Raw genomic sequence first — 15,803 nt, 5'->3', positions numbered from 1 at the left:
AGGCAGTAGGCAGTAGGCAGTAGGCAGTAGGCAGTAGGCAGTAGGCAGTAGGCAGTAGGCAGTAGGCAGTAGGCAGTAGGCAGTAGGCAGTAGGCAGTAGGCAGTAGGCAGTAGGCAGACGATAGTGATAGCGACTTACGGGCGCAATATCGATTTCGTGCGCCAATTTTCCACTTCTTAACTGACTACTGGCAACTGACTACCGGCTACTCACTACTAACCAAAACTGCCCTCTGCCGGCTGCCCTCTGCCCACTCATTTAAACCTGATACACCCCTACCCGGAACGGTTCATCGCTGGCCTGGCGCGTGGCCAGTTCCAGGGCGTAGACCAGCTCGTCGCGCGTTTGCGCGGGATCGATGATCCGGTCGACCCAGCCGCGCGCGGCACCGTAGCGGGCATCCATCTGGCGGTCGTAGTCTCCTTTCACCTTGTCGCGCAGTGCCGCCATCTCGGCGGCATCCACGGCATGCCCCTGCCGTTCGAGGCTTTTGACCATCACGTCCAAAAGCGTGCTCGTGGCCTGCTCGCCCCCCATCACGGCGCACCGGGACGAAGGCCAGGCGAAGACCAGCCGAGGGTCGAAGGCCTTCCCGCACATGGCGTAGTTGCCGGCCCCGTAAGAACCGCCGACGAGCACCGTCAATTTCGGCACGCGGCTGTTGGCGATGGCGTTCACCAGCTTGGCGCCGGCCTTGATAATTCCTTCGCGCTCGCTATCCCGCCCGACCATGAAGCCGTTTACGTCCTGGAAGAAAATGATCGGCAGCCAGTCCTGATTGCAATTCATCACGAACCGCGCGGCCTTGTCGGCGCTGTCGACGTACAGCACGCCGCCGAACTGGATCGGACCATCGGCCGGACGCGACTGGTGATGCTGATTCGCGACGATACCGACGGGGAATCCGCCCAACCGCGCCGTCCCGCACACCAGCGACTGGCCATATTCGGCCTTGTACTCGTCGAACGTGTCGGCGTCGACGATGCACGACAGCACGTCGCGCACTTCGTAATCGCGGCGCGGGTTGGGGCTGACCAGCTCGTTAATGTCTTCTGGCGGTCGGGCCGGCGCCACCGCCTCGTGGCGCGTAAACGGCGCCGGCGGCACGGCCGGATCGGGACGCACCGCCGAGACCAGCCGCCGCAGCCGGGCCAGGCAGGTCAAATCGTCCGGGTCACGGTAGTCGATCGTGCCGCTCACTTGGGCGTGCATTTTCGCGCCGCCCAGTTCTTCGCTATCGACCTTCTGACCGATCGCACTACGCACAAGCGCCGGCCCGGCCAGATACAGGCCCGATCCTTCGGTCATCAGCAGTTTGTCGCACAACACAGGCAGGTAACCGCCACCAGCCACGCAATTGCCCATGATCGCCGAAATCTGGCCCAGGCCGGCCGCCGACATCACGGCGTTATTGCGAAAGATGCGGCCGAAATCATCCTCGTCGGGAAACACGTCCTCTTGCAGCGGCAGAAAGACGCCCGCCGAGTCGACCAGGTACACCAGCGGCAACCGGTTCTGAAACGCCACGCGCTGTGCCCGCAATACTTTCTTGGCCGTGGCGGGAAAGAAGGCGCCGGCCTTCACCGTGGCGTCATTGGCGATGATCATGTGCCGCCGGCCCTCGATCGTGCCCACGCCGCACACGACGCCTGCCGCCGGAGCGCCTCCCCACTCGGTATACATCTCCCAGGCGGCCCACAGCCCGATCTCGAAAAAACGAGTGCCCGGATCAATCAACTTCTCGATCCGCTCGCGCGCCGTGAGGCGCCCCTTCTCGTGTTGCCGCGCGATCGCTTTGCGACCGCCGCCCAGGGCAATCTCGGCCTCCTGCTTGCGAATTTCCGCGGTCAATTCGGCCAGGGTGGGCTGGTCTCCGGCGATCGTAGGAGGCATTGCGGGGGCGTTCTCTCTGAGGGCAATGGGGACGAGCAGGATGCGAAGCGACCAAAACAGGGCCGAACGGTGCATCATAGCAGCCGCCCCGACAGGGCAAAGCCGGCCGCCGCGGCGAGCCGGCACGCCATTCAGACCAAACCAACGAGCTGCTTAAACGGTCGGCGGCGGCGTTTCAAAAACTCGACGCATCGGGGATTCTCGATGATGCCCGGGAACATCATCGCCCACGGCTCCGTAGCACGAAATAGGGGCCCTGGACGATTCGTTACTCCCGGTCGAATAATGACTTGAGACAAGCCTGTCGCCCGGTGCCGCGGTCTTTGGCACCCCGAGTGCTTCCATGCCACTCGCCCCCGTTGGCGGCTCCCCTCACCGATCGGCTGTTCAGCACGTCTCTCGGCGATTTCAAGAAGGAAAGCACCTTGCGTAAGCCCGCCCAGAAAGCCATCGTTCGTCGCAATTCCGCCCCCGCGAAATCCGGCACGGCGAAGCACACGCCGGCCACCTCGCCGCGGCGACCCGGTCGCCCCGCGCGCCCGTCCCGCGAGTTGCCCTCGGAAAGCGACGACCTGCCCGTCGATCGCGAAATGGCCGAAGAGATCGATGACGAAGTCGAAGGCAACGACGATCCGCAAGCCGCCGAGGTCGACGAAGAGGAACTCGGCGAGATCGATCTCGATACGGGCTCCGAAGACCGTATCGACGACCCAATCAGGATTTACCTGATGCAGATGGGCGAAATCCCGCTGCTCACACGCGAGCAGGAGATTTCTTCGGCCAAGCAGATCGAGTTCACGCGGACCCGCTTCCGCGACAACATGCTGGCGAGCGACTTCGTGCTGCAAGGCGCGGTCACGCTTTTGAAGAAGGTGCGCGACGGCGAATTGCGCCTCGACCGCACCGTCGAGGTCTCGGTGACCGACGCCGCCGAGAAGAAACAGATCCTGTCGCTGTTGGCGCCGAATCTGAACACGCTCGATCATCTGTTGCGGCAGAATGTGCGCGACTTCCGCATCGCCATCTCGAAGCGGCAGCCCCGGGCCGAGCGCAAGGCTGCCTGGCGCCGACTCGTCACGCGTCGTCGCAAGGCGGTACGGTTGGTCGAAGAGCTGAATCTGCGCACGCAGCGTTTGCAGCCCGTGATGGACAAGCTGATCGAAATTTCGCAGAGAATGGGGACGCTGATCGAGCAGATTCGCGACCTACGACGCGAGTCGGCCCCGGCCGAGGCCATCAAGCGGCTGCGCGACGAGTTGCACTACCTGATGCGGATCACGCTCGACAGCCCGGCCACGCTGGCCCGCCGCATCCACAACACCCTGGAATACCAGTCGCGCTACGACGCCGCCAAGCGCGTCCTGTCGGCCGGAAACCTGCGACTGGTCGTGTCGATCGCCAAGCGTTATCGCAACCGGGGCTTGAGCTTCTTGGACCTCATCCAGGAAGGGAACACCGGCCTGATGCGGGCTGTCGACAAGTTCGAGCACGCCCGTGGTTACAAGTTCTCGACCTACGCTACCTGGTGGATTCGCCAGGCCATCACCCGGGCGATCGCCGATCAAAGCCGGACGATCCGCATGCCGGTCCACATGATCGAGACGATGAGCCGGGTCCGCATGGTCGCCCGCGACCTGGTGCAGAAGACCGGGCGTGAGCCGTCGGTCGAAGAAGTGGCAGCCGCCGCCAAGCTGACGATCGAGGAAGCGGCCTGCGTTCTGAAGATGACGCGGCATCCGTTGTCGCTCGACCAGCCGGTGGGCGATCACGACGACAGCTTCTTCGGCGAATTCGTCGAAGATCATCGCAACGACGACCCGCTGGCCGACATGAGCCAGCAAGCGCTTAAGCAGCGTATCGCCAGCGTGCTCGAAGAGTTGAACTATCGCGAACGCGAAATCCTGCGACTGCGTTACGGCCTGGCCGACGGCTATTCGTACACCTTGGAAGAGGTCGGCCAGATTTTCTCGGTAACCCGTGAACGCGTGCGGCAGATCGAAGCCAAGGCCGTCCGGAAGCTACAACATCCGATGCGCTCCAAGGCGCTCACCGGCTTCGTCGACGAGGTGGAAAGCGCGTAGAACCGCCGCGTCAAGTCGTTACGCGTGACAACGCATCTGTAGCCGGGCTCTGGGAGCCCGGGCGCGACAATTAGCGACGACGCTTCCGAATGTTCGCCAATCGCTGCGTGGCGTTCCATCGCATCACAAAATCCGCATAGCCCCCGGACAGAGAAAGAGGCCGAGGGCTTGCGCTCAGGGCCGTCAACCGCAAGGTTGACGGTCCTGTCTTTTTGCGCTCGCGATTGCTTCGCAACCTTTCTGTTATCAACCCCGCCTCATTTAAGCCAGTGCTTTCTGCTTCAGTTGCAATTCCGCCACCTGGATAGCGTTGGTGCGTATCTGTGCTTTGCACCATTCGATACACCCAATGGCGACAACGAGGATGCAGGCCAAAACCACGTAGTTCTGCCAAAGTGCATGACGCTCGCGGGAATCAGCGAGCGTCCACATTCCAAGCAACTCTTCCCGCAGCTCGTCCGTCTGCTGGGTAATTGAATCGAGCCCGTTACTGACCTGCTCCCATCGCTCGTCCTTTTCTCCATTGGCGCGTGCCCTTGTCTGAGCGTAGATAGCAGCACGCCGGAGATACTCCAGGATTTCCTTGCGATCGTATTGATCCAAGGATGTCAGTTGACGCTTCGGTGGGGCCTTGGGCAGTTCGAGTACCGGCGTGCGGTACATCACCGGATGAGGGACGACCGTGAGAACGCTCTGTTGGATAAACTCATACCGATCCTGGACGGATGCTGAGGACCGCTTGAGCTCGTCGAGTTGAGATTCCAAATAGAAAAACAGCCATATCCCAACGGCGAGACCGGCTGTCACCATGAAAGAGTGCAGGTGCTGAAATGGGAGCAAGCCCTTGAAGACCGACGTATCCATTTTTGGTCCCTCTCGCGTCGTGCGAATGGCGTGATACTTTTTCTTGCTTTCATTTTTCGCGGCAGTGTACAAGAGTCAAGTATCAGATTTCGCGGCGGCAACCTCCTTAGCTTGGCTAGACAATCTCCTGATCAATTTCAGCGTCTTCTTGTGATATATTGACAAACTTGCCCACGGAATTTCCAGCGGGCATTTGGCGGTCCACCTCGAATCGCTTTTCGCGCCCGCATGGATCATTCGTCCAGTCCCGTTGCGAAGCCCGAGGTCCCGCAAGGCACCGGCCATCTCCACAAATCCCTCGGCCCCATCACTCTCTGGGGCTTGGGCGTTGGCTATGTGATCTCGGGCGATTACTTCGGCTGGAATTTGGGGCTCGCCGCCGGCGGTAGCGGTGGTTTGCTCGTGGCCTATGTGCTCATGAGCCTGATGGCGCTGGCCTTCGTCTTTAGCTACACCGAAATGGCGTGTGCCATCCCGCGGGCGGGCGGGGTTTTTGTGTACGCGTCGCGCGGGCTGGGCGTCGGGGCCGGCTTTCTGGCGGGCACCGCGCAAGCGATCGAGTTCCTATTCGCCCCGCCGGCGATCGCCATGGCCATCGGCACCTATATCAACCAGTGGCTGCCCGGCATCGATCGCCGACACGTCGCTCTTGCGGCTTACCTGGCGTTTACCGGGCTGAACATGTGGGGCGTGCGCCAGGCCGCGGCCTTTGAGCTGTTCGTCACGATCGTGGCTGTCAGCGGCATTTTGCTCTTCGCCGGCGTGGCGCTACCTCATTTCGAGCTCGCGCATTTCACGGCGAACTCAATGCCGCACGGAGCCGCCGGCATTTTGGCGGCCATTCCCTTTGCCGTGTGGTTCTACGTGGCTATCGAAGGCGTGGCGAACGCGGCCGAAGAGGCGCGCCACCCGCAGCGCGATGTCGCTCTCGGTTTCGGCTTCGCGATTGCCACGCTCGTGATCCTGGGAGGAATCGTGCTGGCCGGATGCGTCGGCGTGGGAGGGTGGGAGCGCGCCGTGTACGAAGCGCAACATATTACTGCCGACGGCGACGGCTCGATCATGATTGCGGCCGACGCCACGCCCGCCGATAACCCGCTCCTGCTGGCCGCTGGCCAGATCGTGTCCGTCGATTCACCACTGTTCCATGCACTGGTGGGCATCGGTCTCCTGGGCTTCGTCGCTTCGTTCAACGGCATCGTGCTGGTCGCAGGACGGGCATTGTTCGACATGGGGCGCGTCGGCTTTTTGCCCCGCGCGTTGGGAAAGGCCCATCCGCGGACCGGCACGCCCGTCGTGGCGCTGGCGGTGAACCTGGCGATCGGTGTCGTGTCGATTTACTGTTTCGACACGGCGGGCCTGATCACGATGAGTGCCCTGGGGGCCGTCACCTTGTACGCGCTCTCGATGGTGGCACTGTTCGCGTTGCGGCGCAGGGAGCCCGACTTGCCGCGACCCTATCGTACGCCGCTCTATCCACTGCTACCTACCGTGGCGATGGTGCTCGCGGCGGTGGCGTTCGTGTTGATGCTTTACGGCAATTTCGACAACCGCGCCGCGCCTAATTCCTTTGAGCGTTGGATCAGCATTTGGTACGTCGGGGCGCTGATCGTTGCCATGCTGTACTTCGGCGCCATTGTGCGGCCAAGGCTGACGGCCGAAGACCTGCAACATTTCCGGCACGTCGATTGAGCGCGACGTCATCACCGCAAGGCGGCCGCGGGCGACTACGCAATCGACTGCCCGCATGGAACATCGCCCTCGCCGTGGGGTAAACTATCTTGATCGGCGCGAGCCGACGCGTTTTTTGCGCATGATTTGATTCGTTCGAAGTCCGCTAACTTCCCTATGACGTACCGCCTTTCGCTCGGCAAAGAGCGCTACGAATTTGCCGATCTCAAAACGCTGCTGGCCAAGGCCACGCCGGCGCGTAGTGGTGATGCGCTAGCGGGCATAGCGGCCGCAACGGCCGAGGAACGCGTCGCGGCGCAAATGCTATTGGCCGAGGTGCCGCTTACGCAGTTTCTTGCCGAGCCGGCGGTTCCCTATGAAATCGATGAAGTCACGCGGCTGATCCTCGATACGCATGATCGCCAGGCCTTTGCGCCGGTGGCGGATCTGACGGTGGGTCAATTTCGTGATTGGCTCCTGTCGTACGAGACGACGGGCGAGACGCTCGTAGCCCTCGCCCCCGGCCTGACGCCCGAGATGGTGGCCGCCGTAAGCAAGCTGATGCGCAACCAAGACCTGGTGCTCGTGGCGAGCAAGCGCCGCGTCGTGACGCGCTTTCGCGATACGATCGGCCTGCCCGGCCGGCTGTCGGTGCGCTTGCAGCCGAACCATCCGACCGACGATCTGCGGGGGATCGCGGCCTCGATTCTCGACGGCCTGTGCTACGGCTGCGGAGACGCCGTGATCGGCATCAATCCGGCGGGCGACAACATGCCCGTGCTGGTCGATCTTTTGAAGCTGATCGACGAATTGATCCACGCGCACGGCATTCCCACGCAATCGTGCGTGTTGGCCCACGTTACGAATCAGTTGGCTGCCATCGAGCGCGGCGCGCCGGTCGACCTGGTGTTTCAATCGATCGCCGGCACCGAAGCGGCCAACAAAAGCTTCGGCATCAATCTGGCGCTCTTGGCCGAAGCCAACGACGCGGCTCGATCGCTCGGCCGTGGCACGGTGGGCAACAACGTGATGTACTTCGAGACCGGGCAAGGAGCCTGCCTGTCAGCGGGCGCCCATCACGGTGTCGATCAGCAGACGCTCGAAGCCCGGGCTTACGCCGTAGCACGCCGGTTCGAACCGCTTCTCGTGAACACGGTGGTCGGCTTCATCGGGCCCGAATACCTCTACGACGGCAAGCAGATCATCCGCGCAGGGCTCGAGGATCATTTTTGCGGCAAGCTGCTGGGCGTGCCGATGGGCTGTGACATCTGCTACACCAATCACGCCGAGGCCGACCAAGACGACATGGACACGCTGCTGACGCTGCTGGGTGTCGCCGGCTGCAATTACATCATGGGCGTGCCCGGCGCCGACGACGTGATGCTGAACTATCAATCGACATCGTTCCACGATAGCCATTATTTGCGCCAGGTGCTCGGGCTGCGCCCGGCGCCGGAATTTGAAAGCTGGCTCGAATCGCTGGGGGTCGTCGACGGGGAGCATCGTTTGCTGCCAGTAAGCGAGCGACACCGGTTGTTATCGCAAATCAACTCGCCCTCGTGACCGTCAGCCGTTCGAGCGCGGCCGGAGCAATATTTTTGCCGCACCAACCTGTCGCACGTGCTGACGCCTGGCAAAAGTTGCGCGCGCTGACGCCTGCGCGGATCGCCCTGGGGCGCGCTGGCGCAAGCGTACCGACTGCGGAACTGCTCGACTTTCAGCTTGCTCACGCCCGGGCCCGCGATGCGGTACACGCGCCGTTTGACGCTTGCAAGTTAGCCGAAGAGATCGGCCGGCTGGACGTATCAACGCTTTGCCTGACGAGCGGTGCAGCGGACCGCGCGGCGTTTCTACGGCGGCCTGATTGGGGGCGCCGCCTCGACGACGACAGCCGCGAAGCGCTGGCCCTCGCGGCAGCGGCTGCGGCCCCTTGTGAAAATATCGCAAGCGCTGGTGAAGACCACGTCGTGAATACCTGGAGGCTCGATCTGGCGATTGTCGTTTCCGATGGGCTGTCAGCGCTGGCAGCTCAGCGGCAAGTGGTACCGCTGCTGGCCGCCTGGCTACCGCTGTTGCGTGCCGAGCGCCGTTCGCTAGCGCCGATCGTGATTGTCGAGCACGGCCGTGTGGCGATCGAAGATGAAATCGGTCACACGTTCGCCGCGCGTGTGGCCGTCATCCTGATCGGCGAGCGGCCAGGGCTTGGTTCGCCCGACAGCTTGGGGGCTTACCTCGTCTTCGGCCCGCGCGCCGGGCTGAGCGACGCGGACCGGAATTGCCTTTCCAATATTCGTCCGCAAGGACTGCCGCCCGAGGCCGCGGCGCTGCGACTGCATTACCTTTTTCGCGAATCCTTGGCACGAAAACTGAGCGGCGTGGCGCTCAAGGACGAGAGTGTGGCGCTGGAAACGACCGTGACAGGCATGAAGCCGGTCGAAGGGCCGGCGTCGGGATGAAATCGACGCCGCCCCTGAATGGGGCATTCGCACCGATACCGCGGCGGCATTCCCTGACCAATCAAACGGGCCTTTGCAATCGGAATTTCCGGGGCAGAACCGCGGGCTTCCCTCGGGAGCCTCGGTACAACTGCTTCCGGTCCAGGAAAAATCTCACAAAGTTAACTTGCCGACCGCCGTTTTAGGTCAAATAATTTTCTTGGCCGCGCATCGGGCAGGCTGGCCGGGGCGCTGTTTTTGCGGGGCGAATCGGTTACGCGCGTCGACAGTCCCTCGTGCGGACGTTGGAGACCAGAACATGCTCCGTGTACCACGTCGGTTGGGTAGTAAACACCGCAAGAGCATCATTAAGCACAAGATCGAGCTTCATATCGAAGAGCTGGAGCGCCGATACCTGCTGTTCGCCTCGCCGGCCGACCCGCCGACGATCATTCCCACAGCGTCCGCGACGCCACTCACCGTGGTGCAAACGTTGGGGCAGAACGCGCTGCCGGCCACCGATACGGTGGGTTCGGCAATGAACTTTGGGAACGCTATTCCCTGGATGGCGTCGCAAGGCTCCGTTTCGACCTTGTCTCAATCTCTGGGCGGCGTGGCGATGCGCACCGAAGCCTTAGGGGTCGGCGCTCTGGGCAGCCTGAACCCTTTCTCGCGCGCCAGCCACGGCCCGCTCGTCGAACCGATTCCGCCGCAACAATTGCAACCGCCGAATCCCGAAGACGCGGGCGCTTCGTATCATTTGGAAGACGCCATCGATTCGGTGGCGCGAGTCACGGCATCCTACTTTAGCGACGCACGCGATGCCGCGATCGCTGCCATGGCGACGACCTAGCGACACGGCATCCTGGGCAGGCATGCTGATTCTTCGTCCCGACGGCGCATTTACGTCGCTGCAGGTCACGGCGCACAGCGTGTCACCCCATCTGCCGGTTCGGCGGTGAGCGTTTGAGCGCCGTGTGTCGCGATAGCAACCTCTCCTGGTCGCGCGCTAGACTATACATTTTATTTCGCGCGAATACTCGTTCCATCGCGCGGCGCGGCATTTGCTCTACCTGCTGGGCAGGAGGAACTGCCCATGCGTTGGTTTCTTGCACGGCTTGCATCAAACAGCAAGCCAACGGGCTGGGCAACCCGTCGACGACCCTTGTTCTTCGAAGAGCTCGAGACGCGGCAGATGCTTGCCGCATCGGCCCTGACGATGGCCGCGGGCGTGCAGCCATCAGTCGACCCGACTCCTATCGGACCAACATTGCCGAGTGGTGCGACTACCGGCACGGCCGCGCCGACGGGGCCGGGCAGCGTATCGCCAACTCCGGTGGTAAGCCCTTCGGTCGTTGGTGCCGCGGTGGTCCTCACTTCCTCGGTTCTGACACCTACCGCAGCGGCCCCGCTAGCCGGCAGTTCCATTACTTCCAGCGCTGCGGCGCTGAATCCGGCTGGTTCCACGCAGTTGGGGGTCATCCTGGATTTCGGTCAGGATGCCCTCACGGCCACAGACGTTCCCGACGCCTCGCAGACGTCGGCAATATCGACGTCAGCAGTTCCCTGGGCGCCGTCGTTGGGTCTGGTCACCCCGTTGGGCCAGGCGCTCGGAGGCGTTGTGACCCGCACCGAATCGCTCGAACGCGGTGAACTCGGAAACCTCAATCCGATGGGACGCGCCAGTCACGGAACGTTGTCTCCAGGCGCTCCCGGCGGAGAAAACGACCAGGGCTCGCCGAGGGGCAACCAGGGCACGCGACCGGAAGATGATTCGTTCAATTCGTTCAGTGAGTGGGAGTGGCGCGTGGATCCGGATGCGGATGCGGATGCGGATGCGGCAAACGACACAGCGCTTCGTCATCTCACGGCCGTCGACGAGGATACGCCGATCGTTGCCTCCCGGCACGCGCCAAAACTAGATCCCGGTGCGGCGCGGGCCTCGTTCGGCAGTTGGTGAGCCGATCGTCTATCCTGCCACGACGACGGAGCAAGACATTGCTACGCAGTACGATCGGCCGGTTCATTCGACGAGCGGAACACGGCCACCGAACACGTATCCAGCTCGTACTGCGTCAGCAACCCCAGATTCGATTTCGCATCGACGCGCGCGGTGTCGAATACCAACTCCCAAGGCGCGGAACTGCCCGACGGGGGTAGCGTAAAGGGAATCGTGTGGGTATGGTCCGCGTTGAAGAGCAACAGCAGCGTGTCACCCCGTATCGTTTCGCCATGTGTATCGACGTCGATCGACTGACCGAAAAGCTGAACGCCCAGGCAGCGCACGAAAGGGGCGTTCCAAGCCTCGTCCGACATCTCCTTGCCGCTCGGGTCGAGCCAGGCGATTTCACGCGCTTCGGCCCCTTTCAGCGCGCGACCATGAAAAAAGCGGCGACGATGAAACACCGGCTGCTCGTGAAACAGCTTGATCACCCGCCGCGTGAAGTCGAGCAGCGTTTGCCGGTCGGGCGTTAATTCCCAATTGAGCCACGTCAGCTCATTGTCCTGGCAGTAGGTGTTGTTGTTTCCTTGTTGCGAGTGGCCGATCTCGTCGCCGGCCAGGATCATTGGCACGCCTTGCGAGAGGAGCAGAGTAGCCAGCACGGCACGTTGCTTCTTGGCCCGCAGATTCAGCACCTCGGGCTTATCGGTCGGTCCTTCGATGCCGCAATTCCAACTGATGTTATTGTCCGCGCCGTCCCGGTTGTCTTCGTGGTTGGCTTCATTGTGCTTATGGTCATAGCTGACCAGGTCGGCCAGCGTGAAGCCGTCGTGGCAAGTGACGAAATTGATGCTGGCGTGCGGTCGGCGGCTACTCCACTCGTATAGATCGCTCGAGCCGCAGAAGCGCGTGGCGAATTCCGACGCCACGCCGCCGTCCCCTTTCCAGAAGTGGCGGATGCAATCGCGGTACTTGCCGTTCCATTCCGACCACAGCACCGGAAAGTTTCCGACCTGGTACCCTCCTTCGCCCAAATCCCACGGTTCGGCAATCAGCTTCACCTGCGAGATCACCGGGTCCTGATGCACGATATCGAAGAACGCTCCCAGTTTGTCGACTTCGTGCAGTTCGCGGGCCAGGGTGCTGGCCAGATCGAAACGGAAACCGTCGACGTGCATCTCCTCGACCCAGTAGCGCAAGCTGTCCATGATCAATTGCAACACGCGCGGATTGCGCATGTTGAACGTGTTGCCGCATCCGGTGTAATCGACGTAGTAGCGGCGATCCTCGGGCGAGAGCCGATAGTAAGCGGCATTGTCGATCCCACGGAACGACAAGGTCGGCCCCATCTGGTTTCCCTCGGCCGTGTGGTTGTAGACCACGTCGAGGATCACTTCGATGCCGGCCGAGTGCAGGTTGCGAACCATGGTCTTGAATTCGCGCACCGATTCCACGCCGCTGCCCGCCGCGCAATACAAATGCTCGGGCGCGAAAAAGCCCAGCGTGTTGTAACCCCAGTAATTCACGAGCTTTTGCTCGACCAGGTGCCGATCATCAACGTGCTCGTGTACTGGCAACAGCTCGACGGCCGTGATGCCCAGGTCCTGCAGGTAGCGAATGGCTGCCTCCGAGCCCAGACCGGCGTACGTTCCGCGCATCTGCTCCGGCACGTTTTGATTGAGCTTCGTCATGCCCTTGACGTGCAGCTCGTAGATGATGGTCTTGTTCCAGGGCGTTTGCGGCGGGCGATCGTCTCCCCAGGTGAAGGCCGCGTCGACTACCACGGCCAAGGGGGCATAGGCCGCGTTGTCGCGATCGTCGAACGACAAATCCGCCGCCGGGTCACCTACCTTGTAGCCCCACATTTCGTCGTGCCACTGCGTTTCGCGCGCCACGGCCTTGGCATAGGGATCGAGGAGGACCTTGTTGGGGTTGAAGCGGTGACCTTCCTCCGGCTTATAAGGCCCCGTAACGCGATAGCCATACAGTTGTCCCGGCAAAACGTCGGGCAAATACGCGTGCCACACCATGTCGGTCGCGTCAGGCAGGGTAATCCGCGCGGTCTCTTTGTGGCCATCCACGGCATCGAACAGGCACAGTTCGACCTTTGTGGCATTTTCGGAATAGAGCGCGAAGTTTGTTCCCCGGCCGTCCCATGTCGCGCCCAGTGGGTAGGGACGTCCTGGCCAAACAGTGGGCGTGGTCATAGTGTTCCTTCTCGAGGGCGTAAGACGTGGATGCGATTCTTTCAATAATCGACGTAACAAGTCAATCTAATGCGACAATCCGGTAGTCAACCTGGCGGCCGTGGGTGGTTCGAGCAAGTGGCGTGCCTGCTCGACCAACTCGTCCAGCCGATTGACGGCGTTTTGCGTTTCGGCCGAGACCTCCGCGGCGTCTGCCATCCGCGCTCGAAGCGTCGATAGCCGCTCGGCCAGCGCACTGGGCGAAGATTCGCGCGTCGACAAGGCCGCCGCGGTCCGATGCGCCAAGTACTGGGCCCCCAGGATTTGTATCGCGGCGGCAATCGGTGGAGCAAGGAGCAATCCCAAGAAGCCCAACGAATCGACCATGCCCACGCCGACCAGGACCAGCAAAATCGGGTTATAGCGCTTGCGTCGAAACAGGCGCGGCTCGACCAGCCATTCCAACAGCATCAGCACCAAGAGCGTGTACAGCGACGCGGCGGCCAGCATCACGAGCGCCCCTTCGCCACTGACCAGCATGAAGCGCGGCAGCCAGATCGCGGTGACCGCGATCATCGCCAAGGGCGCACCGACCCAGGGAATCAACCAGGCGAGCGCTCCGACGGCCGCCGACAATACCGGGTAGGGCTGTTGCAAGAGCCAGAATCCGCACCCCAATAGGCAGCCCGCCGACAGGCTTTGTACCGCCTCACGCTGCAAATACGCTCCGGTCGCGTTTTCGATGGCGCGCCATGTTTCGCGCGATCGCTGGCGGCGCCCGACGTCCAAGAGCGACAGCCACAGCCGCTCGAAATGAACGCGATCGATGCTCCAATAAAGGCTCAAGACCACGATAATCAACACATTGAGGATCGAGCCGAAGAATCCCCAGGTCACCCCCAGCAACGTATGGACGGCGCGATGGGCCCACCACGAGGCGATGCCGCTCTCGGTTTGATCCAACGGATCGGCTTGCTGGTCTTGGTTCGCTGGCTCGGTTTTAGCAGCCGAGACATCCTTGGCGGCATCCGTGCCGGCGCGGACACCGAGGCGCTGCAAATCGTCCCAGGAAGGCAAGCGCTGGGCAATCGTCCGCTCCAGCGCGTTTCCCTTCGGCCAGTTCGTGCTGATGTCGTCGTAGGCCGCCTTGGTGTCGTGCCCCAGTTGGTGTAAGTCCGCGGCCAAGGGAAAGACCAGCGCCAGCGCCAAGCCAAAAAAAGCGACCACGCAGCCCAGATACGTCACTCCCAAGGCCAACGATTTAGGCAATCCCCAGCGGTGAAGCTGCTCGATCATGGGCCGCAGCGCTGCCGAGGTTCCCAGCGACAGGAAAAAAATCAGCACCGCCCCGCGCAATTCCCAGAGGATGGCGATCCCGGCGAGTGTCGCTAGCACCAGCGCCGTCGAAGCGGCTAATCGTCTCATCGCAGCACCTCCGCAGCCCGCACGTTCAGCACGTCACCGCGGCGCGCGAGGACGTCGTCCAGTTGTTGGGCGATGAGCTCGATCGTCTCTTCGACGCGGTCAGCGCGGCTGCTGGTGGGATCGTCCTTTTCCCGAGTTTGCAAGCGGATTTCTTGAATGAGTGCCTGCGTCTGAAAACGCAACTGACCGATCGCATCCCGTTGCGCCGGCGCCTCGGGCTCGAGCGCTTCGGGCCCCAGCACGTAACGATCCAGGAGCAACTGGATAATGGCGGCCATCGGAATGGCCAGCACGGCGCCGGCCAGCCCTTCCAGGGCGCTGAATCCGGCGATCGCTAGAAGCGTCACCACCGCGTTCACACCCACCGAGCGGTCCATGATTCGCGGCACCAGCAGATAGTTTTCCGACTGCTGAATGACGATTGCCGAAACGATAACCCACAGCACTTTCGAGGGATCGACCGACAGCGCCACGAGCATCGGCGCGATGGCTCCTAGTACGGGTCCGAAGACCGGCACCGCTTCGAGAACGCCCGCCGTGATCGCCAGCACCAGAGCATGTGGCAGGCCGATGATCAGATAGGCCACGAGCGACATGAGCCCGACGGCGAGGCAAAGCAGCCCCTGGCCGCGGATGTAGGCGCCCACCTTGGCCTGAATGCCCTCGACCACTTCGCCCGCCTCCTGCCGCTTGTCGGCCGGCAGGAACAAGAGCAGCGAGCGAATGGTTTGTTCTTCGTAGATTGTCCACAGAAAGCTGGTGAAGATCACGATCACCACGATCACGCCGCCGCGAATCAAGATACCGCTGTAGCTGATCGCGCGGTTGATGGCGGAGATCGCGCCTTCGATTACTTCGTCCTCGCGGTCGACCCACGGCGGCTTCTCCGGCAGACGCTGAGCAACCGTGGCGGAAATCTTGCCGATCCGGTCGCGAAAATCGCTGTAGCTTTCCGGCAGTGAATGCAGTACCTGCTGCGCCTGGTCGACCAACAGCGGCAAACCGACGATCGCAGGCGCCACGAGCGTGGTAAGCAATAGGGAATAGACCAGGGCAATCGACACTACGCGCGGAATGCCACGACCGGTCAAAAGCGCGACAAGCGGCTTGATCGCCGTCGAGAGCACGATGGCGACGAACAGAAAGAACAACACATGCCTGGCCACAAGTGCCAAGGCAAAGAGACCCACCACGGCGCATACGACCAGCGTGCCTCCAACGATGCGTCGTGGCGACCAGGTTTCTTCGTTCGTGGCGACCGTCGGCATGCGCTCTGTTTGCTCCCCCGCAATCATAGCCCTTGGT

Annotated in this window: 11 protein-coding genes; 6 read left to right on the top strand and 5 right to left on the bottom strand. The window is 62.2% G+C overall.

The window, feature by feature from the left end:
• Positions 1–259: 259 nt before the first annotated feature.
• Positions 260–1,894, bottom strand: coding sequence for an acyl-CoA carboxylase subunit beta (locus VHD36_00155; GenBank protein ID HVU85705.1), 1,635 nt, complete (start codon positions 1,892–1,894; stop codon positions 260–262).
• A gap of 590 nt (positions 1,895–2,484) precedes the next feature.
• Between VHD36_00155 and VHD36_00150 the strand changes: the two genes are divergently transcribed.
• Positions 2,485–3,975, top strand: a complete 1,491-nt coding sequence (locus VHD36_00150; protein HVU85704.1) for a sigma-70 family RNA polymerase sigma factor — start codon at positions 2,485–2,487, stop codon at positions 3,973–3,975.
• 261 nt (positions 3,976–4,236) lie between these two features.
• Here VHD36_00150 and VHD36_00145 read toward each other — a convergent pair whose 3' ends face one another.
• Positions 4,237–4,911, bottom strand: coding sequence for a hypothetical protein (locus tag VHD36_00145; protein HVU85703.1), 675 nt, complete (start codon positions 4,909–4,911; stop codon positions 4,237–4,239).
• A 156-nt stretch (positions 4,912–5,067) separates the two neighbouring features.
• On the opposite strand from VHD36_00145, the gene VHD36_00140 reads away from it, so the two are divergent.
• From VHD36_00140 to VHD36_00120, 5 genes are all read left to right on the top strand, one after another.
• Positions 5,068–6,531 (top strand): amino acid permease, encoded by a 1,464-nt coding sequence (locus VHD36_00140; protein ID HVU85702.1) that lies wholly within the window; start codon positions 5,068–5,070, stop codon positions 6,529–6,531.
• A 156-nt stretch (positions 6,532–6,687) separates the two neighbouring features.
• Positions 6,688–8,073: an ethanolamine ammonia-lyase subunit EutB gene (locus VHD36_00135; GenBank protein HVU85701.1), complete on the top strand. Its 1,386-nt coding sequence runs from the start codon at positions 6,688–6,690 to the stop codon at positions 8,071–8,073.
• A gap of 35 nt (positions 8,074–8,108) precedes the next feature.
• Positions 8,109–8,966, top strand: coding sequence for an ethanolamine ammonia-lyase subunit EutC (gene eutC / locus VHD36_00130; GenBank protein HVU85700.1), 858 nt, complete (start codon positions 8,109–8,111; stop codon positions 8,964–8,966).
• A 298-nt stretch (positions 8,967–9,264) separates the two neighbouring features.
• Positions 9,265–9,798 (top strand): hypothetical protein, encoded by a 534-nt coding sequence (locus tag VHD36_00125; GenBank protein ID HVU85699.1) that lies wholly within the window; start codon positions 9,265–9,267, stop codon positions 9,796–9,798.
• A 243-nt stretch (positions 9,799–10,041) separates the two neighbouring features.
• On the top strand, positions 10,042–10,905 hold the full coding sequence (locus VHD36_00120; protein HVU85698.1) for a hypothetical protein: 864 nt from the start codon (positions 10,042–10,044) through the stop codon (positions 10,903–10,905).
• 41 nt (positions 10,906–10,946) lie between these two features.
• On the opposite strand, the gene glgX is transcribed toward VHD36_00120, so the two are convergent.
• From glgX to VHD36_00105, 3 genes are all read right to left on the bottom strand, one after another.
• Positions 10,947–13,094, bottom strand: coding sequence for a glycogen debranching protein GlgX (glgX, locus tag VHD36_00115; GenBank protein ID HVU85697.1), 2,148 nt, complete (start codon positions 13,092–13,094; stop codon positions 10,947–10,949).
• A 66-nt stretch (positions 13,095–13,160) separates the two neighbouring features.
• Positions 13,161–14,498, bottom strand: a complete 1,338-nt coding sequence (locus tag VHD36_00110) for an AI-2E family transporter (protein ID HVU85696.1) — start codon at positions 14,496–14,498, stop codon at positions 13,161–13,163.
• Complete coding sequence (locus VHD36_00105; protein ID HVU85695.1) at positions 14,495–15,766, bottom strand: AI-2E family transporter; 1,272 nt, start codon at positions 15,764–15,766, stop codon at positions 14,495–14,497. The genes VHD36_00110 and VHD36_00105 overlap by 4 nt, the downstream gene beginning before the upstream one ends.
• Positions 15,767–15,803: the final 37 nt, after the last annotated feature.

Source organism: Pirellulales bacterium (genome assembly GCA_035546535.1).
In the GTDB taxonomy this organism is placed as follows: domain Bacteria; phylum Planctomycetota; class Planctomycetia; order Pirellulales; family JACPPG01; genus JACPPG01.
The sequence above is the reverse complement of the archived record's forward strand: the minus strand, read 5'-3'. Positions and strand labels throughout refer to the sequence as shown.